Annotated in this window: 15 protein-coding genes; 10 read left to right on the plus strand and 5 right to left on the minus strand. The window is 70.2% G+C overall.

The window, feature by feature from the left end; all coding sequences use genetic code 11:
- The 7 genes from JMF86_RS06505 to JMF86_RS06535 form a co-directional block, all read left to right on the plus strand.
- A partial coding sequence (locus tag JMF86_RS06505) for a cellulose biosynthesis protein BcsC (RefSeq protein ID WP_201316817.1) occupies positions 1-2,659 on the plus strand: 2,659 nt, incomplete at its 5' end.
- A gap of 9 nt (positions 2,660-2,668) precedes the next feature.
- Complete coding sequence (gene bcsE, locus JMF86_RS06510; RefSeq protein ID WP_011545164.1) at positions 2,669-4,639, plus strand: cellulose biosynthesis protein BcsE; 1,971 nt, start codon at positions 2,669-2,671, stop codon at positions 4,637-4,639.
- Positions 4,636-4,872: a hypothetical protein gene (locus JMF86_RS06515; RefSeq protein ID WP_011545165.1), complete on the plus strand. Its 237-nt coding sequence runs from the start codon at positions 4,636-4,638 to the stop codon at positions 4,870-4,872. The genes bcsE and JMF86_RS06515 overlap by 4 nt, the downstream gene beginning before the upstream one ends.
- A complete protein-coding gene (gene bcsQ, locus JMF86_RS06520) occupies positions 4,869-5,648 on the plus strand; it encodes a cellulose biosynthesis protein BcsQ (RefSeq protein ID WP_011545166.1) in 780 nt (259 codons plus the stop codon). Before JMF86_RS06515 ends, bcsQ begins: the two co-directional genes overlap by 4 nt.
- Positions 5,645-8,182 carry a UDP-forming cellulose synthase catalytic subunit gene (bcsA, locus tag JMF86_RS06525; protein WP_201316818.1) on the plus strand — a complete coding sequence of 846 codons (2,538 nt, stop codon included), beginning with the start codon at positions 5,645-5,647 and terminating at the stop codon, positions 8,180-8,182. Before bcsQ ends, bcsA begins: the two co-directional genes overlap by 4 nt.
- Positions 8,183-8,209: 27 nt before the next feature.
- A complete protein-coding gene (bcsG, locus tag JMF86_RS06530) occupies positions 8,210-9,766 on the plus strand; it encodes a cellulose biosynthesis protein BcsG (RefSeq protein WP_201316819.1) in 1,557 nt (518 codons plus the stop codon).
- A complete protein-coding gene (locus tag JMF86_RS06535; protein WP_175929378.1) occupies positions 9,748-9,945 on the plus strand; it encodes a hypothetical protein in 198 nt (65 codons plus the stop codon). Before bcsG ends, JMF86_RS06535 begins: the two co-directional genes overlap by 19 nt.
- 157 nt (positions 9,946-10,102) lie before the next feature.
- On the opposite strand, the gene JMF86_RS06540 is transcribed toward JMF86_RS06535, so the two are convergent.
- Genes JMF86_RS06540 through JMF86_RS06555 form a run of 4 tightly spaced genes read right to left on the minus strand, consistent with a single transcriptional unit; the run spans position 10,103 to position 13,347 of the window.
- Positions 10,103-10,984: a pirin family protein gene (locus tag JMF86_RS06540; RefSeq protein ID WP_201316820.1), complete on the minus strand. Its 882-nt coding sequence runs from the start codon at positions 10,982-10,984 to the stop codon at positions 10,103-10,105.
- 49 nt (positions 10,985-11,033) lie between these two features.
- Positions 11,034-11,426, minus strand: coding sequence for an OsmC family protein (locus JMF86_RS06545; RefSeq protein WP_011545172.1), 393 nt, complete (start codon positions 11,424-11,426; stop codon positions 11,034-11,036).
- A gap of 54 nt (positions 11,427-11,480) precedes the next feature.
- The gene (locus tag JMF86_RS06550) at positions 11,481-13,061 is read right to left on the minus strand and encodes a sodium:proton antiporter (RefSeq protein WP_011545173.1); all 1,581 of its coding nucleotides are present in this window, start codon (positions 13,059-13,061) and stop codon (positions 11,481-11,483) included.
- Between the two features lie 25 nt (positions 13,062-13,086).
- Complete coding sequence (locus tag JMF86_RS06555; RefSeq protein ID WP_124678625.1) at positions 13,087-13,347, minus strand: XapX domain-containing protein; 261 nt, start codon at positions 13,345-13,347, stop codon at positions 13,087-13,089.
- A 276-nt stretch (positions 13,348-13,623) separates the two neighbouring features.
- Between JMF86_RS06555 and JMF86_RS06560 the strand changes: the two genes are divergently transcribed.
- Entirely contained in the window at positions 13,624-14,310 is a 687-nt protein-coding gene (locus tag JMF86_RS06560) for a hydrolase (RefSeq protein WP_012328320.1), read from the plus strand.
- A gap of 73 nt (positions 14,311-14,383) precedes the next feature.
- Here the strand turns inward: JMF86_RS06560 and JMF86_RS06565 are convergent, their stop codons facing one another.
- Positions 14,384-15,307: a LysR family transcriptional regulator gene (locus tag JMF86_RS06565; RefSeq protein WP_027808800.1), complete on the minus strand. Its 924-nt coding sequence runs from the start codon at positions 15,305-15,307 to the stop codon at positions 14,384-14,386.
- A 98-nt stretch (positions 15,308-15,405) separates the two neighbouring features.
- Between JMF86_RS06565 and JMF86_RS06570 the strand changes: the two genes are divergently transcribed.
- Positions 15,406-15,573 (plus strand): DUF1427 family protein, encoded by a 168-nt coding sequence (locus JMF86_RS06570; RefSeq protein WP_011545177.1) that lies wholly within the window; start codon positions 15,406-15,408, stop codon positions 15,571-15,573.
- A gap of 17 nt (positions 15,574-15,590) precedes the next feature.
- Positions 15,591-16,355 (plus strand): amidohydrolase family protein (locus JMF86_RS06575; RefSeq protein ID WP_201316821.1); only part of this gene is annotated, 765 nt, incomplete at its 3' end.

A 16,355-nucleotide genomic window follows, 5' to 3' on the forward strand; every position in this document is an offset into this window, starting at 1 on the left:
GGACGCGAAGCTGCAGCTCGCCGATGCGCTGCTCGCGCAGCGCGACTGGGCGCGGGCGGAGCCGTTGCTGCGCGGCTTGCTGGCTGCACGCTCGCCGAGCCTGTCGGCCGTGCGCGATACGGCCACGCTGTATGAAAACACCGGCCGCGCGGACCGGATCGGGCCGCTGCTCGATGCGCTGCAAGGGCGCGTGACGGGCGCCGACGATCGCCGCACGCTCGACGGCCTGCGCGGCGACGTGCTCGCGAACGAGGCGCGCGCGCTGGCCGACAAGGGCGCGCGCGGGCCGGCCGCGCAACGCTACGAGGCGGCCGTGCGCGCGGCGCCCGATGCGCCGTGGACGCGTTTCGCGCTTGCACGCCTGTATCGCGACATGGGGTTGCCGCAGCTCGGCCGCACGGTGATGGACGACGGGCTGGCGCTGAGCGATACGCCCGAGATGCGTTACGCGAACGCGCTGTACCGCAACTCGCTCGACGATGTCGCGGGCGCTCAAGCCGCGCTGGCGCCGGTCGACGACGCGCACCGTTCGGACGGGATGCGCGCGCTGGCGCGCAAGCTCGATGCGGAAAGCGCGCTGGCCGACGCGCGCGGCGCACATGCCCGCGGCGACCGCGCGGCCTTTGCCGCCACGCTCGCGCACGCGCAGGCGAGCGCGCCGGACGATCCCGACATGCTTGCCGCGATCGGCGCGCAGTGGATCGACGCGGGCGAACCGGAGCGCGGCCTCGCGCCGCTGCGCGACTGGATCGCCGCGCATCCGCGCGAAGCCGACGCGGACGTGCGGCTGCGCTACGGCGACCTGCTCGGCCGCGCGGGGCGCGACGACGCGCTCGCCGCATGGCTCGATACGCTGCGCGGCGATCCTTCGCTGACGCCCCCGCAGACGGCGCGACTGGAGGATCAGTCGCTGCGGCTCGTGCTGCGGCAGACCGACGACGCGATCGCGCGACAGGACTATGCGCAGGCGCGCACGCTGCTCGACCGCGCGAGCCCGGCCGGCCGCGCGGACAAGCGTTATGCGCTCGAACTCGCCGATCTCGAACGCGCGCAGGGTCATTACGATGCCGCACGCGATGCGCTCGCACCGGTCGTCGCGCGCACGCCGGACGACGCCGATACGCAGCTCGCGCTGGCCCGGATCGACGAGGACAGCGGCAACCGTGCCGCCGCGCGCGAGCGCGTGCAGGCCGTGCTGGCGCGCACGCCGGACGACGACGTCGACACGCAACTGTCGGCCGTGCGCCGCCTGAACGCGCTGCGCCGGCCGGACGAAGCCGCGCAGGTGACCGAGCGGCTGCAGGCCGCGTATCCGGCCCGCGCCGACGTGACGGTCGCGGCCGGGCGCGTGGCCGAGGCGCAGGGCCGCTATGACGACGCGGCGTCGCTGTACCGGTTGTCGCAGTCGCAGGAACGCGCGACGGGCGTGAGCCCGGGCCGCGACGGGCTGACACCCGCGCAGGCTGCGTTCGCGGATCTGCAGCAGCGGCGCAATCCCGAGATCGAGACCGGCTGGATACCCGCGTACAAGTCGGGCGACGAAGGCATCTCGTCGTATCGCGCGCAGCAGGTGCCGATCTACCTGCAGATGCCGATCCGCTATGACGGGCACGTGTTCGCGCAGGTCGACACCGTGCATCTCGATCCGGGCACGCTCGATACGAGCGTGCCGGACGCGTATTCGCTCAAGACGTTCGGCACGTACGCGGGGCTCAGGGCGCAGCAGAATCCGCAGGCCGCCGCGCTGATCGCGAATCCGCCGGGCTCGCTGCACCAGTCGACGACGGGCGTCGCGCTCGGCGCCGGCTATCTATCGGACGCCTGGCGTGTCGATCTCGGCACGTCGCCGCTCGGCTTCCCCGTGCATTACCTGGTGGGCGGCGTGCGCTACCGCTTCGACGCGGGCCCCGCGAGCTTCTCCGTGAATGCGTCGCGGCGGCCGGAAACGAGCAGCGTGCTGTCGTACGCGGGGATGCGCGACCCGTGGACGGGCGCGGTGTGGGGCGGCGTGCGCCGCGACGGCGTGAATCTGCGCGCGTCGGTCGACGTCGGCCGCACGAACCTGTTCGCGGAGCTCGGCGCGGGCGTGCTGTCGGGCCGTAACGTCGAACGCAACGCGGAAGTCACGCTGCGCACCGGCTTCACGGTGCCCGTGTACGAGCGCGCGGCGATGAAGGTCAGCACGGGGCTGGTCGGCAATGCGTGGCACTACGCGCAGAACCTGCGCTACTACACGTACGGGCAGGGCGGTTACTACAGTCCGCAGCGCTATCTGTCGCTCGGCGTGCCGATCGAATGGGCGGGGCGGCACGATGCGCTGTCGTGGGACCTGACCGTCACGGGCGGGATCTCGAACAGCTACGAAAAGGATTCGCTGTATTACCCGACGCTTTCCGGCCAGCGCGCCGAACAGGTGGCGGCCGGCTTCGTGTACGCGGGCAGCTCGACGCGCGGCGTGTCGTTCTCGTACGGCGTGAACGGCATCGCGGAATATCGTGTGAACCCGCACCTGAGCGTCGGCGCGCAATTGCACATCGACCGGTCGCACGACTATGCGCCGAGCTCGGCGCTCGTGTATCTGCGTTATGCGTTCGACGCGCGTGCGTCGCGCAGCTGGCTCGTCACGCCGACGCCCGTGCGGCTTTATTCGGATTACTAGGGGAACGCCGTGACTACGGAATTCGATGCCACCCGCTCCGCGCCCGGTGCCATTGGCCTGGCCGATCGCCTGCGCGCGCTGCTGCGCATGTGGCCGGCGGGCGGCCGTGCCGGCGCCTTGAGCCGGCTCGCGATCGACGGCCTGCCCGACACCTGGACGCAACTGGAAGCCGGCGGCCTTTACGCGATCTACGCGGCCGGCGGCACGCCGGCCTGCGATGCGCTCGTCTGGGAAAGCGCGCGTCAGGCGCGCACGCGCGACGTCACGATCGTGCTGGCGCGCGATCCGGCGCGCGTCGCCACGCAGATGGCATCGCTCGGCTTCGCGGGCGGCGTGCAGCCGGCCGGCTGGCCGCGCAACCTGAACGTGCTGGCGATGCCGGCTGCGGTCGAGCCGGCCGACGACGGTGCCGACGCCGGCGCAGCCGGCAACGCACCGCGCCGCGCGGCGCCGGGCCCGTTCGCGCGGCTGACCGGCGGCTTGCGCGCGATGAAGCGCTATGGATTTCACGCGCGTTCGCTGTATTTCGTCGAAGGCGCCCAGCGCTGGTTCAGCTGGGACGATCCGGTCGCGCTCGCGGACGAAGCGCACGCGCTGGCCGACTGGTGCCGCACGCGCCGGATTGCGCTCGTGCTGCTGCTCGACCCTGAAGCGACCCGCGCGGGCGGCGACGCGCGCGCCGACGATGCGCCGCTCGTGCGCGATGCCGATCGCACGCCGCGCAGCGGCTTCCACGGGATCTGTTCGGGCGTCGCGCAGTTGCAGCGCACGCATGGCGAGTTGTTGTGGGTGGTCGATTTCTGGCGCGCGGGCGACACGCTCGCGGCCGGCGAGGTGCGGCCGCTGCGCTTCGCACCGGGCGGCCGGCTGTCGGCGAGCGTCGATGGCGGCGCGACCGAACCGGCACGGCGGATGAAGCTCGCGAGCGACGAGGATCGCGTGGTGGTCAGCCGCGCGGTGCTCGACGGTGCGAGCCGCGTGCCGGACGGCTGGGAGATCGTCGACGACAACGCGGCCGTCGTCGCCGCGTGCGCGAGCGCGCAGGCCGCGACCGCGGTGCTCGTGTTCCGCTCGCACGCGCAGCTCGAAGCGCTGTGCGCGGACGTGCACGCGCTGCGCCGGCAGTGCGGCGGCGCGCTGAAGATCGCGGTCGTCGAGCGCGGCGAGGTGCTGCGCCAGCAGTTCGAGATGCTCGTGCTGAGCGTCGGCGCGAACCGGGTCGTCGCGCGCGACCTGCCCGTCTCGCGGATGCAGGCCGCCGTGCACGCGCTGCACGGCCAGCTCTACGCGCGGCCCGTCGCGGCCGACTACCGCGCGGCGCTCGCGGCCGCGCTCGGCGATTCGGTGCTCGGTTATCTGCCGGTCGGCGCGTTTTGCCAGCGGATTCGCGCGGTGCTCGATCGCGGCGCGGTGCTCGCGCTGCCGCACACGCTCGCGAAGCTCACGCTGTTGCCGGGCGTGTCGCACGTCGACGCGCTGCGGCACTGCCGGCCGCGCCGCGCGGGCGACGTCGTGACGGCCGATGCCGGGCACCTGTTCGTGTTCCTGTTCGCCTGCGAGCCGGCCGATGCCGAGGACGCGCTCGCGCGGATTTTCGAGGTGCCGGTCGATACGCTGTCCGACCGCGTCGTGTGCCTCGGGCAGGGCAGCATCGACACCGAGCTCGACGCGCTGAAGGCCGAGAACCGCCGCGCGCCGATCGCCGACTACAGCGACCTGTTCGCGGCGACGCGGCCGGCGGGCGCCGCACGCGCAGCAGCCGCGCCCGTCGAACCCGGCGCGGCATTGCCCGATGCAGGCGAGGTGAGCGACGCGATCGACGCGATCGATACCGTCGTCGCGCTCGACGCGATCGGTATGCCGCAGGCGTTGGCGCCCATCGCCGTCGACGCGTCGCCGCCGGACCCCGTCATTTCCGCCGCGCGTGCGCGCGGCGCCGTCCGCAGCGCGATGCCGTTGCGCAAGCAGGAGGACGCATGATCGCGGAACTCGTCATCGGCTTCGTCGTCGGTATCGTGATTGCGGTACCGGTGTGGATCGTCGCGCAGCACCTCGGCATTGGCCGCGGCTTCCATGCGCCGCGCGGCATCGACCGGCGCGACGCGGTACCGTGCGAGCTCGTGCCGGTCGCGCTGCGCGGCCGTCTGCTGCCGGGCGTCGGCGGCGCCGAAGCCGACGAAGCAGATACTCGCGACAGCAAGGCGGCACGATGAAGACGATCGCCCTCACGTCGACGACGGGCGGCGCGGGCCGCACGACGCTCGCCGCCGCGCTCGCGGTGCTGCTCGCGCGCCGCGGCCGGCCGGTCGTGGCCGTCGAGTTCGATGCCCAGAACCTGATGGGCGCGACGCTCGGCCTCGATACGCTGGCCGAGCACGGTCTGGCGCACAGCCTGCTGGGCGGCGCCGAACCGTGGCACGCGCACACGTGGCGCAACGCCGACGGCGTGCTGTTCGTGCCGTACGGGCAAGTCGATGCGGCCGGCGCCGCCGCGTGCGATGCGCGGCTCGTGGCCGATCCGGCCTGGCTGTCGCGCGCGCTCGGCGAAATCGCGTTGCCGGCCGATGGCGTCGTGCTGGTCGACACCGCGCGCTATCCGTCGCCGCAGGCCGAACAGGCGATCCGGTGCGCTGACCTGGCGCTCGTCGTCGTGCCGCCGGAGCCGGTCGCGTGCGCGACGACGGCCGCGCGGCTCGGCGCGCTGCGAGCCGGCCGCGGCGCGCTGCAGATCGTCGTGAACCGGCTGAACCCGGCGCGCGACATGCAGCGCGACGCGCTGGCGATGCTGCGCGCGGTCGCGGGGCCGGCGTCGATGCTCGAACAGCGCATCCACGTCGACGCGGCCGTGCCCGAAGCGCTTGCACGCGGCAGCTGGATCTTCGACGACGCGCCGTATTCGCAGGCGTCGCACGACCTGAACGGCGTCGCGAACTGGGTCGATACGTGGCTGACGGCGGCCGTCGCCGGCCGCGCCGGAGCCATGCGATGAACGCCGCGCTCGCGTCGCGACTGCGAGCGTTCGGCCGTCGCGCGGCCGACTGGTGCGCGCGCGGCATCGGGCTGCCCGCGCAACGCACGCGGGTCGACTGGTTCGTGCGGCTGTTCTTCCACGCACCGCCGCCCGGTCGGCCCGATCATGTGCGCCTTTGGGTGCGCGTCGCGTTCCTGCGGCTCGCGCACGACTGGGGCGTGCTGCAGCCGCTCAGCATGCGTGAATGGCTGTGGCGCGCGATCGTGCGCGCGCCGCGCGCGGCCGACGGTCGGCCCGCGCGCGATCCGCTCGCGTGGTTCGACACGTTCGTGGTGCCCGTCTACGTGGCCGGACGCGCGGTCGGCCGGCGCATCAACGCGATGCTCGAGCGTTTGCCGTGGGTGCGCTGGGGCGGCTGGCTCGATGCGCGCGCGAACGGCGTCGGCCGGCGCCGCTGGCTCACGCCGCTGCTGCTCGTGGCCGGCGCGATGCTGTGGGCCGCGGCCGGGATGTCGCCGCTGATGCCCGGCGCGCAGTTCGCGTTCTTCGCGATGGTCGCGGTGCTCGCGCTCGCGCTGCGCCGCCTGCCGGGCCATCTGCCGACCCTGGCGCTCGCGTCGCTCGCGCTGCTCGCGACGGTGCGTTACGTGTGGTGGCGCACGACCCAGACGCTCGACTTCCGCAGCCCGGTCGAAGCCGTCGCCGGCTACCTGCTGTACGGCGCCGAAGCCTATACGTGGATGATCCTGCTGCTCGGCTTCGTGCAGACCGCGTGGCCGCTCGACCGGCCGATCGTGCCGCTGCCCGACGATCCGGACACCTGGCCGACCGTCGACGTCTATATCCCGACCTACAACGAGCCGCTGTCGGTCGTGAAGCCGACCGTGTTCGCCGCGCAGAGCATCGACTGGCCGAGCGCGAAGCTGCGCGTGTACCTGCTCGACGACGGTCGCCGCCCCGAGTTCGCGGCATTCGCGGCCGAGGCCGGCATCGACTACCTGACGCGCGACGACAACCGCCACGCGAAGGCCGGCAACATCAACCGCGCGCTGCCGAAGACGCACGGCGAGTACATCGCGATCTTCGATTGCGATCACGTGCCGACGCGCTCGTTCCTGCAGACGACGATGGGTGTGTTCCTGCGCGACCCGAAGTGCGCGCTGGTGCAGACGCCGCACCATTTCTTCTCGCCCGATCCGTTCGAGCGCAACCTCGGCACGTTCCGCGAGATCCCGAACGAGGGCAACCTGTTCTACGGCCTCGTGCAGTCGGGCAACGACCTGTGGAACGCGACGTTCTTCTGCGGCTCGTGCGCGGTGCTCAAGCGCAGTGCGCTGGAGGAGGTCGGCGGCGTCGCGGTCGAAACCGTGACCGAGGATGCGCACACGGCGCTCAAGCTGCATCGGCGCGGCTACACGTCGGCGTACCTGCCGACCGTGCAGGCGGCCGGCCTCGCGACCGAAAGCCTCGCGGGCCACGTGAAGCAGCGCACGCGCTGGGCGCGCGGGATGGCGCAGATCTTCCGCATCGACAACCCGTTCCTCGGGCGCGGGCTCGGCCTGATCCAGCGGATCTGCTACGGCAACGCGATGCTGCATTTCTTCTACGGGATTCCGCGGCTGATCTTCCTGACGATCCCGCTCGCGTACCTGTTCTTCCACCTGTACTTCATCAACGCGTCGTCGCTCGCGCTCGCGAGCTACGTGATCCCGTATCTGGTGCTCGCGAACGTCGCGAACTCGCGGATGCAGGGGCGCTACCGTCATTCGTTCTGGGCCGAGGTCTACGAATCGGTGCTCGCGTGGTACATCGCGCTGCCGACCACCGTCGCGTTCTTCAGCCCGAAGCACGGCAAGTTCAACGTGACCGACAAGGGCGGCAAGATCGACGAAGGCTACGTCGACTGGTCGACGTCGAAGCCGTATCTGGTGCTGTTCGCGCTGAACGTGCTCGCGATCGTCGCCGGCCTGTGGCGGCTCGTGGCCGACCAGGGCGACGAGGCGTCGACGATTCTGATCACGCTCGGCTGGACCGTGTACAACCTCGCGATGCTCGGCGCGGCGCTGGCGGTCGCGCGCGAGACGAAGCAGGTGCGCGTCACGCATCGGATCGCGATGCGCGTGCCGGCGATGCTGTTGCTCGCCGACGGCTCGACCGCCGCATGCTTCACGAGCGACTATTCGACGGGCGGCCTCGGGCTCGAAGCGGTGCCGGGGCTGCCGCTCGCCGCCGGCGACACGCTGACGGTGTGCGTGACGCGCGGCGACCGGGCGTTCCCGTTCCCGGTGCGCGTGACGCGGGTGACGCCGACTCATGTCGGCGTCAGCTTCGAGGAACTGACGCTCGAACAGGAACGTCAGCTCGTGCAATGCACGTTCGGCCGCGCGGACGCATGGCTCGACTGGCACGAAGGCGCGCGGCCCGACACGCCGCTCGGCGGGCTCAAGGAAGTGCTGCGGATCGGGCTGGACGGCTATGTACGAATGTGCAAGGGTGCGGCGCGCGGCGTGCAGGCGATGCTCGCGCCGAAACTCGATCGCGCGCGCGACTGACGCGGCGCGCATCATGGAGTGGGTTAGATGACGTTCTGGAATCTGTATTTCATCCTGAAGTTCGCGCTGTTCGCGACCGGGCGCCTGCAGCCGTTCTGGCTCGTGAACCTCGCGTTCGCGGTGGCGCTCGTGGCGAGTGCGCCGCTCCGGTCGCGCGCATGGCGCATCGTCCGGCAGGTCGTGGCGATCGCGATCGCGGTGCCGCTGCTCGCGCGCGAGCTGCATGCGCCGTCGCTCGCCCGTCTCGCGGAGGCCGCGCGCGAAGTCAGCACGTTCCGCCTCGACTACTGGATGGAGCTGCTGCCGCGCCTGTTGCCGCCGGTGCTGGCGCTGACGATCGTCGGCGTGCTGATCGTCTATTTCATCGTCAATCGCTGGCTGCGCGTCGCGACGTTCGTGGTGGCCGTGCTAGTGGTGATGCCGCTGTGGCAGGCCGGCAGCGGGCTGATGGCGCGCGTCGTCGCGCCGGCCCAGCCGCAGGCGAACGTGGCGGGCGCCACGCGCGTCGACCAGCCCGAGGATCACAACGCGGCGCTCGCGACGTTCCGCGCGCAGGAGTCGCAGCGGCAGGTCGCGTTCGGCCATCTCGGCAGCGATCCGGCCGCGCAGTTCGACGTGATCGTGCTGCACATCTGCTCGCTGTCGTGGGACGACCTTGATGCGGCGAAGGTGCGCAATCACCCGATGCTGAGCCACTTCGACTACCTGTTCACGAACTTCAGCACGGCCGCGAGCTACAGCGGCCCGGCGGCGATCCGCGTGCTGCGCGCGAGCTGCGGGCAGGAGGCGCATGCGGACCTGTACAAGCCCGCACCGCAGCAGTGCCACCTGTTCTCGCAACTGGCCGGCGCCGGCTACACGGTGCAGTCGCTGCTGAACCACGACGGCCATTTCGACAATTTCCTGCAGGTGATCCACGACAACATCGGCGTGGCCGATGCGCCGATGATCTCGAACGCGGCCGCGCCGGTCGCGATGCATGCGTTCGACGGCTCGGCGATCAAGGACGACTATGCGACGCTCGCGAACTGGTACGCGCAGCGCGCGTCGGTGCCGGGGCCGGTCGCGCTGTACTACAACACGATCAGCCTGCACGACGGCAACCGCGTCGTCGGCAGCGCGCTGACGAGCATCGACTCGTATCCGCAGCGCGCGACGAAAATGATGACCGACTTCGACCGTCTCGCCGACCTGATCGCGCAATCGGGCCGCCGCGCGGTGATCGTGTTCGTGCCCGAGCACGGCGCCGCATTGCGCGGCGACAAGAACCAGATCGCGGGGTTGCGCGAGATTCCGACGCCGCGCATCGTGCACGGGCCGGTCGGCGTGCGGCTCGTCGGCTTCACCGGCAACCACGGCGCGACGACCGTGATCGAGCAGCCGACCAGCTTCCTCGCGCTTGCGCAGTTGCTGTCGAATCTCGTGTCGAACAGCCCGTTCAAGCCGGGTGCGACGCTCGCGCAATACGCGGCCGATTTGCCGCGCACGCGGATGATCGGCGAGAACGAGGGCACGGTGACGATGCAGACGGCCGCGGGTTACGCGGTGAAAACGCCGGACGGTGTATGGATCGACGAACAGTGACGATGGCTGGCGAAGGCGACGACGATCGCCTGTCGCAACCGAACGACGTGATCGGCCTCGCGCGGCATCTGCCCGCGCTCGACCCCGAGCGCTACGTCGACGAACAGGCGCGCCGCGCGTTCGACGCGTCGCTCGATCGCTGGCCGACGCTCGCAAAGCTGATGGGGTTGAAGCGCTGAAGGAACGGCGGCCTGACGGCCGTGCCGTACTCGGCCCAGCAACCGCAAGGCCGGCCTCGGCAGGAACAGCGCTGGTGTACGCAGTCGGACGGCGTGGGCCGCGTGCCGTGCCGAGTCCGCATCGTCGGACGGCCGTGGCCGCTCGTTGCGCGTTGCGTTATGCCCTGCGTTCCGGCTGACGCGTCCATTCGCTTTCTTCGCCCGGCACCTTGCCGAACGTCTGATCGGCCCACGCGGCACGCGCCGCATCGATCTTCGCGCGCTCGCTCGACACGAAATTCCATTCGATGAACCGCTCGCCCGGCAGGTGCGCACCGCCGAGCAGCATCACGCGCGCGCCGTTCGTACTCGCCAGCGCGACGCTCGCGCCCGGTTCGAGCACGGCCATCGTCGCGGGGGCGAGCGGCGTGCCGTCGACGCTGAGGTCGCCGTCGACGAGATACACGCCGCGTTCCTCATGTTCGGCATCGAGCGCCAACGTGCCGCCCGACGTGAATTCCGCAACCGCATAGAGCGTCGGCGAGAACACGGTGACCGGCGACACGAGCCCGAACGCGGTGCCCGCGATCACGCGCACGGTCACGCCGTCGCGCGTGAACGACGGCAGCGTGTCGGCCGCATGGTGAACGAACGCGGGTGTGGTGTCTTCATGCTCGACCGGCAGCGCGACCCAGGTCTGGATGCCGTGCACCGGCTGCTCGCGCGGGCGATCCTCGTCGGGCGAGCGCTCCGAATGCACGATGCCGCGGCCGGCCGTCATCCAGTTCACGTCGCCCGGCACGATTTTCTGCCGGAAGCCGAGACTGTCGTGATGCATCAGCGAGCCGTCGAACAGGTAGGTGACGGTCGCGAGCCCGATGTGCGGATGCGGCAGCACGTCGATGCCGCGCCCGGCCGGCAATACGGCCGGCCCCATCTCGTCGAAGAAGATGAACGGACCGACGAGGCGCGCGGCGCGTGCGGGCAGCACGCGGCGCACGACGAGGTTGCCGATGTCGCTTTCGCGCGGCGTGAGCAGGGTCTTGATCGAGGCGGACATGAACGGAAATCTCGTGACGGTGGCGGTGACGGGCGGTGGCGGGAAATGCTCAGGCGATCGCCGTGTCGATCGTGATCGGATGCGTGAGGATCTTGTGCACCGGGCACGCATTCGCGATCTGCAGCAGGCGTTCGCGCTGCTCGTCGGTCAGGTCGCCGTCGAGCGAGATGCGGCGCACGATCGTGCTGCCCGCGCTGCCCGATTCGTGCGCGAGCTTCACGTGCACTTCGTCGAGCGGCCAGCCTTTTCGTTGCGCATACATCTTCAGCGTGATCGCGGTGCATGCGCCGAGGCTCGACAGCAGCAGCGCGACGGGCGTCGGCGCCGCATCGCCGCCGCCGAGCGACGCGGGTTCGTCGGCGCGCCACTGGTGGACGCCATCGGTGAAGTGGACGAGGTAATCGACCGGGCCGATGCTCGCTTCGACGGTGAGTTCGCTCATGGCAATTCCAGGTGGGGAAGGGGGGCGGGCCGGCCGCGCATGGCCGGCCGGACGTTAAGGTTCGAGCAGGCGCTGCAGCCGCAGCTCCTCGAAATCGAGCTCCGATTCTATGCGGTGCAGCACCGCGTCGTCGACCCGACCGTCGCGATGCAGGTCGAGCAACGCGTCGCGCGACACGCCGACCAGCTCGAGCTCGACGCGCAGCATCCGCGCGCGCACGTCCGCGGGCTCCGCGCCGTCGCGATGTGCGTGCTCGTTGAACGCGACGCGGCTCCGGTATTCGGTCAGCAGCCGGTCGAGCGACGCGCGTTCGAGGCCGGCGCCGCGCTGCTCGCGTGCATCGAGCTCGGCGAGCGCCGCGCCGAACGTGTGTGCACGCACCGCATGTTCGGACATCGTGCGGCGCGCGGCCGGGCGCAGTTTCAGCACGCGGATCAGCGGCGCGAGCGTGCCGCCCTGCACGACGAGCGTCGCGATGATCAGCAGGAACGTGCTGAACAGGATCAGGTCGCGGCCGGGGAAGTTGGCCGGCAGCGCAATCGCGGCCGCGAGGCTCACGACGCCGCGCATGCCCGACCAGCCGAGGACGACGGCTTCGCGCCACGACCACGCCGCGTGGCCCGCGCGCCGCGCGCGCAGGCGGCCCGGCAGCCACATCGCGACGAATACCCACACCACGCGCGCGCCGATCGCGGCGGCCGTCGCGGGCAGTGCGACCCGCAGGCCGGCCATCAGCACCGCGCCTTCGTGGTTCACGCCGGCGAGGATCGCGTGCAGCGCGAGGCCGATCAGGATGAACACGAGCGCGTCGAGCACGAACACGATCGCTTCCCACGTCGCCTTCGCCTTGATCCGCATGTCGGCGCCGAACACGCGATGCTGGCGCACGCCGAGCACGAGGCCGCAGGTGACGACCGACAGCACGCCTGAGCCGTCGACGGCTTCCGCGATCCCGTAGCTGCCCCATGCCATCGCGAACGTCACGACGATGCCGAGCATCGGTTCGCGCAGGCGTTGCAGCACCCAGCACATCGCATGGCCGCACGCGAGGCCGACCGCGATGCCGATCAGCGTGAGCGAGAAGAACAGGCCGGTCGCGCTCGCGGTCGTGATCGTGGCGGCGAGCGCGGCCGATACGGCCATCTGGTACAGCAGCAGGCCCGACGCATCGTTGACGAGGCTTTCGCCTTCGAGCACCGCGACGAGCCGCGCGGGCAGCGGGTGGCGCTGCAGGATCGCCTTTGCGGCGACCGCGTCGGGCGGCGACACGATCGCGCCGAGCGTGAAGCACGCGGCCCACGGCAGCGACGGATTGGCCGCATGCACGGCGAGCGCGACCGCGACGGTCGTGAACGCCACGGCCCCGAGCGCGAGCGATGCGATCGATGCGAGCTCCTGCCGGAATTCCTTCCAGGCGGTGTAGAACCCGCTCGACATCAGCAGCGGCGGCAGCACGGCCGCGAGCAGCAGCGCCGGGTCCATGTCGGGCACGCGCTTGCCGGCGACGGCGACCACGCAGCCGCCGAGCAGCAGCACGACGGCCGGCGGAATCGACACGCGCTCGGCGAGCCAGGTGAGGGCGCCCGCGCCGCAGATCAACAGCAACAGGTAATGGAACAGCTCGACGTTGGTCATGCGCGTCCGGCGACGATGGGGTGGATCAAGAAGGCTTGCGGTCGTTCGCGGCGCCGCCCGGCAGCGCGCCAAACATGTGCTGGCTGCACTTCGCATCGCGCCATGCGGTGTTCAGCCGATGGCCGGACAGCATCCGGCGCGCGACGGGCAGGATCTGTTCGCCGGCGAGCATGCCGAGCAGGCCGACGAGCGCGATGATCGGCGGTGCGGGCGAATTCACGCCGAGCGCGCCGTAGATCACGCCGGCGAGGATGCCGGCGAGCAGCGAGAAGACATACGGTTTCATGGTGGTGCGCCTCGTGATGGCCGAGCGGCGCCGGAACGGCACCGTCAGAGTCTTGAAAGCGTAGCGGGTTTGCGTGAAGAAAAAAAGGGCGGGCGGCCCCGAACGGGCCTTCGTTCAGGAATCGGATCGATTCCATTCCTTGGGTGTTCGCGCCGCGCGTTTGGGGCTTAAATATTTCGGCCCGGATGACGATCCGGCGCCGACGCATTTCAGGCTCCTCCCGTTTTCACGGTCGAGGCAGGCCCCCCTTTTTTCGTTCACAGGACACCTTGCGCCATGAGCAACCCGAAACTTGAAGTACTGACGCCGCAGAACAGCCAGCTGATCTTCATCGACCAGCAGCCGCAGATGGCGTTCGGCGTGCAGTCGATCGATCGGCAGACGCTGAAGAACAACGTCGTCGGGCTCGCGAAGGCCGCGAAGGTCTTCAACATCCCGACCACGATCACGACGGTCGAAAGCGAGAGCTTCTCGGGCCACACCTATCCCGAGCTGCTCGACGTGTTCCCGAACCAGAAGACCCTCGAACGCACGTCGATGAACTCGTGGGACGACCAGAAGGTGCGCGACGCGCTGGCCGCGAACGGCCGCAAGAAGGTGGTCGTGTCGGGCCTGTGGACCGAAGTCTGCAATACGACGTTCGCGCTGTGCGCGATGCTCGAAGGCGACTACGAGATCTACATGGTCGCCGACGCATCGGGCGGCACGACACAGGCCGCGCACGATTTCGCGATGCAGCGGATGGTGCAGGCTGGCGTGGTGCCGGTCACGTGGCAGCAGGTCCTGCTGGAATGGCAGCGCGACTGGGCGCGCCGCGACTCGTACGACGCGGTGATGGCGATCGCGAAGGAGCATTCGGGCGCATACGGGATGGGCGTCGACTACGCATACACGATGGTCCACAAGGCAGCGCAGCGTACCGCGACGCCGCACGAGTCGATTCCGGCCGTGCCGGCGAAGTAACGGTCACCGGCCGCGATCGCCGCGCCGGACGCGGCGATCGTCTGCCATCGGCCATGAAGCGGCCATCACGCGTTCAGGCGGCGGGCAGCGCCCACGGCGCGTGCGAGAAATGTTCGGCGAGGAAATCGAGCAGCACCGTCACGCGCGCGGCGCGCAGCATGCCGGGCGGCGTGACGAGGTTCACGTTGATGTCCGCGATCTTCCAGTCGCTCATCACTTCCTCGAGTTCGCCGCGCTGCATCGCGTCCCACACGAGAAATTCGGGCTGCAGCGCCAGGCCGTGACCGCCGACGAGGGCCGGGAGGATCACGTCCGCGTTGTTGGTGCGGATACGCCCGTGCACGGACACGCCGACTTCGTCGCCCGACGCCGGGTGACGGAAGCGCCAGTACTCGGGCGTCGGCAGGTTGGTGTACGTGAGGCATACGTGCTGTTCGAGGTCGCGCGGATGCGTCGGGCGGCCGCGTCGATCGAGATACGCGGGCGACGCGACGAGCGGCCGGCGCACCGCGCACAGGCGGCGCGAGCGCAGCGTCGAATCGCTCAGCTCGGCGATGCGGATCGCGACGTCGAAGCCGCCCGACACGATGTCGACGATGTGGTCGGTGAGCACGAGATCGATGTCGACGCGCGGATAGCGCTCGAGAAACGCGGGCAGCACCGGCGACAGATGGTGCAGCCCGAACGACATCGGCGCATTCACGCGCACGAGGCCGTGCGGCTCGAGCGCCTGCGCGGACGCTTCGTTCTCGATCAGTTCCGCATCGGCGAGCAGGCGGATCGCGCGGTCGCGCAGCAGTTCGCCGGTCGGCGTGAGCGACAGCTTGCGTGACGTGCGGTACAGCAGCATCGCGCCGAGGCGCTTTTCGAGGCGTGCGATCGCCTTCGACACGGTGGGTTGAGAGATGCCGAGCAGGTCGGCCGCTTTCGCGAACGAACCGGTCTCCGCGACGCGCGCGAAGATGGCCCAGGCTTCGAGATCAGGAAGATGTTGCATGGTCGGCATGAATGGCAGGGAAGCGAAACGGATGCGATGCGCCGCGCGGGCGGCCTCGCGATGCCGGTGATTCTAATCCGGCCGGGAGAAAAAACATTATGGAATCTTATTTAATTTCATTGGGCGCCGGTGTGTTGATCGGCGTCGTGTACAGCGTGATCAAGGTGCGCTCGCCGGCGCCGCCGCTGATCGCGCTGGTCGGCCTCGCCGGCATGCTGGTCGGCGCGCAGGCCATCGCGCCGGTTCGTCACTGGCTCGGCTTCTGAGCACCTCGAGGACATTCATGAGCGCAACCGATACCCCACCCGATCTCATCCTGCACAACGGGCGCATCACGACGCTCGATCGCGCGAACCCTGTCGCGACGGCGGTCGCGATTGCCGCGGGACGCTTCGTCGCCGTCGGCAGCGAAGCGGACGTGATGCCGCTCGCGGGCCGCGCGACGAAGGTGGTCGATCTCGGCGGCCGCGGCGTGCTGCCGGGTCTGATCGACAACCACTGCCACGTGATTCGTGGCGGACTGAACTACAACATGGAACTGCGCTGGGACGGCGTGCCGTCGCTTGCGCTCGCGATGGAGATGCTCAAGCAGCAGGTCGCGATCACGCCGGCGCCGCAGTGGGTGCGTGTGGTCGGCGGCTTCACCGAACATCAGTTCGTGGAGAAACGGCTGCCGACGATCGAAGAACTGAACGCAGTCGCGCCCGATACGCCGGTGTTCATCCTGCACCTGTACGATCGTGCGCTGCTGAATGCGGCCGCGCTGCGGGTGGTCGGCTATACGAAGGACACGCCGGAGCCGCCGGGCGGCACGATCCTGCGCGATGCCGCAGGCAACCCGACCGGCCTGCTGCTCGCGAACCCGAACGCGACGATCCTCTACGCGACGCTCGCGAAGGGCCCGAAGCTGCCGTTCGAGTATCAGTACAACTCGACGCGCCACTTCATGCGCGAGCTGAACCGGCTCGGCGTGACGGGCGTGATCGACGCGGGCGGCGGCTCGCAGAATTATCCCGAGGATTACGAAGTGATCCGCAAGCTGCACGAC

Origin of the sequence: Burkholderia sp. E168m15 (assembly GCF_016586105.1) — a bacterium.
Taxonomy (GTDB): domain Bacteria; phylum Pseudomonadota; class Gammaproteobacteria; order Burkholderiales; family Burkholderiaceae; genus Burkholderia; species Burkholderia orbicola.